3 protein-coding genes are annotated in these 3159 nt (G+C 37.6%); all 3 read left to right on the forward strand.

The window, feature by feature from the left end:
• Positions 1–98 precede the first annotated feature (98 nt).
• The 3 genes from F927_RS00005 (at position 99) to mobV (ending at position 2510) form a co-directional block, all read left to right on the forward strand.
• A complete protein-coding gene (locus F927_RS00005; protein ID WP_005080187.1) occupies positions 99–1037 on the forward strand; it encodes a replication initiation protein in 939 nt (312 codons plus the stop codon).
• Positions 1034–1225, forward strand: a complete 192-nt coding sequence (locus F927_RS00010) for a hypothetical protein (protein WP_005080189.1) — start codon at positions 1034–1036, stop codon at positions 1223–1225. The genes F927_RS00005 and F927_RS00010 overlap by 4 nt, the downstream gene beginning before the upstream one ends.
• 151 nt (positions 1226–1376) lie before the next feature.
• On the forward strand, positions 1377–2510 hold the full coding sequence (gene mobV, locus F927_RS00015) for a MobV family relaxase (RefSeq protein ID WP_005080191.1): 1134 nt from the start codon (positions 1377–1379) through the stop codon (positions 2508–2510).
• Positions 2511–3159 lie beyond the last annotated feature (649 nt).

The raw sequence follows: 3159 nt of genomic DNA on the forward strand, positions 1-3159 counted from the left end.
AAGTACAAACGCCAAGTATTAAAGTACACAATTAAACTTTGAACTTTTATTGGTTAAAAGGTATTGTCTTAAACGATGTACTTTATTTGGAAAATACTATGGATTTGGATGTTAAAAAACACTATCCCAAAGACTGGATAGTTTTACAAAATAGAGTGGTTGAATGCTTTAGAGGTATGTCCCTTGATGAAAAGCGTTTATTTATCATGGCAACCCCTTTGGCAAGAACCACAAAAATATCAAGCAATGATCCTATTTTTATATCTTCGAGTGACTTTTCAAAGGAGTGTGGCATTGACTTATCAACGGCTTATACAGCTTTAGAATTGGCATCTGAACGCCTATTTACTCGGTTCTTTGGTTACACCAATGCTGAGGGTGACAGGGTAAAAATGCGTTGGCTAAACAAGGTGATTTATAAGGCAGGGCAAGGCGGTTCAGAACTATATTTTACAGATGAAGTACTTCTATTACTTAGAGAGTTTGACGCCCTAAACCCTTATACCAAGTATAAAAAAGAGGTCGTTTTACGGCTTAAAAAAGACTACTCGCTAGACTTCTATCACTTGGCTAAGAAACACCAAACAATGGGCGGTTTTCAAATCAGCCTAGACGAATTATTTCAGCAGTTGGGCTTGCCTGAATCCTATCAAGACCTAAGCAACCTAAAAAAACGTGTAATTAAGCCATCACTGGACGAGATCACAGCCAACACCGACATAGACCTAAGCTATGAGAATGTGAAACGTGGGCGTTCCGTGGTTGGCTTTAAGTTCACTGTCAAAGAAAAACCAAAGCCCAAAGTTATAGAAACAGGACGAGATCCAAATACACCTGACCTATTCCACAAAATGACAGAATCTCAACTTGATACGTTTAGCAGTAAACTTTCAGAACTCCCTGAAGTGCAAAAGATGGCACATGCAGGCGAAGATATGAAACCATTTATTGCTCGTATTCGTTCGATGCTCAAAGACTCTGAAAAACAAAAAACGTTGCTTCCCCATCTAGCAAAATTAGGATTTAAATCGAAATGATGTTTGAGAAAAAAATCACTCAGTTTGAAAGGGAAGTTTTGCTACAAGAAAAAATTGAGCAGCTCGAAAACGAGCTTAAAGAATTTTCTGATCTTCAAAAAAAAGCATATAGCGAACGGCTTCAAAAAAGTATCGTGGGTTTAGAAAATAGAATCTATCGAATCAAGAAAATGCTTTATACAACCTGAAAGGTTGTCAGGGGTTAAGGGGAGGATTCCCCTTACTCATGAACTTTCAATGTACCTTTAGGTGCTTTGAAAGTGGAGTGAGTCCACTTCGCTATCGCAAAGCTCAAAAAGCTCTGCTATCGTGTGTTTTTTGCGGTGTCGGATTTCGCCCATGTCATTTGCTATTTTGCGTATTCAGAAACTCAAATCATTTGCCGATGTTGGAGGCAGTCTTTCGCATAATTATCGCAATCGAGAAACGTTAAATGCCGATGATGCTCGTACACATTTGAATGAACATGCCTTGGATACCAACGAAAAATGTATGACCGCTATTCGTGATCGTATTCCTGAAAAAAGACGTAAAGATGCAGTTTTGTGTATTGAACATTTGATTACAGCGAGTCCGGAGTGGGATGGCTGGGGAACTGAAAAAGAAACCGCATTTTTTGAGCAGTCGAAAAAATGGCTTGAAAATAAATATGGTAAAAATAATGTCGTCAGCACCACCATTCACCGTGATGAAACAACCCCTCACCTTGTCGCCTACGTTGTTCCAGTGGACGAAGAAACGGGGCGATTGAATGCTAAAAAATATATCGGTGGATCTCGACATACACTTTCACAAATGCAGACTGATTTTGCAGTTGAAGTAAAAGATTTAGGACTAGATCGAGGGATCCAAGGGAGCAAGGCAAAACATACGTCTATTCAAGAATATTATGAAAAATTGAACAATTACGAGAATGAACCAGGCATTGAAAAAGGACTCACCTATGAAGTGCCTGAACCTGAGTTTTTTGAATCTAAAAATGCCTACGGTGAGAGAGTCGCAAACGCTATGATTGATCAGATATTTGATCAAATTGCGCCACGATTTGACCGAGCGAATGCACTGGCTAGTCAAACGGAAAAATTAAAAAAAGAACTGTCTGATACCAAAAAAACACTCGATGAGGTTCAGCAACGAGCAAAGCCATATTTAGACATAATCAACGAATATAATCATCCAAATCTTGAGAAAGAATTTAATAAGCAAGTTGCTAAATTAAAAGATAATTTTGATTCAGCACTTGAACATCATAGATTCCTAAAAAGACAGGAAGAACAAGAAAGATTTAACCAACAACGTGAACTTCGCAATCAATTACACTTAGAGCACGAACAAAAAAAACAACTGGCTGAGCAAGAAAAGCAGGAAAAAGAACGTTTGGCACTTTTAAGACGTCAAGAATTAGAAAAACAGCGAAAAAATGAGCCTAAAAAACCTGATAACGCCAATGATAACGACTACTCACCCTCATAACACCCATTTAAACGCAAAAAAATGGGGTTTTTAGCCATGTTTGGTGTTTTATGCATGAAAGTATAGTTGAGATAATAAAAACCTCTTAGAACGCAAATTAGAGCGTTTTAGCGAGTGTTTACGAGCGACACAATGAAAATTCGCTTATTCCCCCTCTGGAAAACCGCTTTTGCTTTTTAAAACAGATGAATCGCAGATGTAGCAATGCTTTCAACGCTATATCTATACGTTTATCGACCCAAAGAGTTAGCGAGTGTCTATGAGCGGAGTATTGATGCTTTTGCTCTTAAAAAAGCATGAGCATAGCGAATGCATTAGTAACGCTTTTGCTTTTGCTTTTGCTCTTGAAAAGACACGAGCGAAGCGAGTGCCATAGCCTTTGATTTTGCCTTTGATTCTCTTTTTTAGCTTTTAAAAAGCTTTTAAAGACTTTTCGCCCCTCTACAGACCTTGCTAGACATAGCTTTCAGACTTTAAAAAAGTACAAATGCCAAGTATTAAAGTACAAACGCCAAGTTAAAAGCACTTAAAAAAGTACAAACGCCAAGTTAAAAAAGTACAAACGCCAAGTATTAAAGTACACAATTAAACTTTGAACTTTTATTGGTTAAAAGGTATTGTCTTAAACGATGTACTTTATTTGGAAAAT

It is taken from the genome of Acinetobacter haemolyticus CIP 64.3 = MTCC 9819, assembly GCF_000369065.1.
Lineage (GTDB): Bacteria > Pseudomonadota > Gammaproteobacteria > Pseudomonadales > Moraxellaceae > Acinetobacter > Acinetobacter haemolyticus.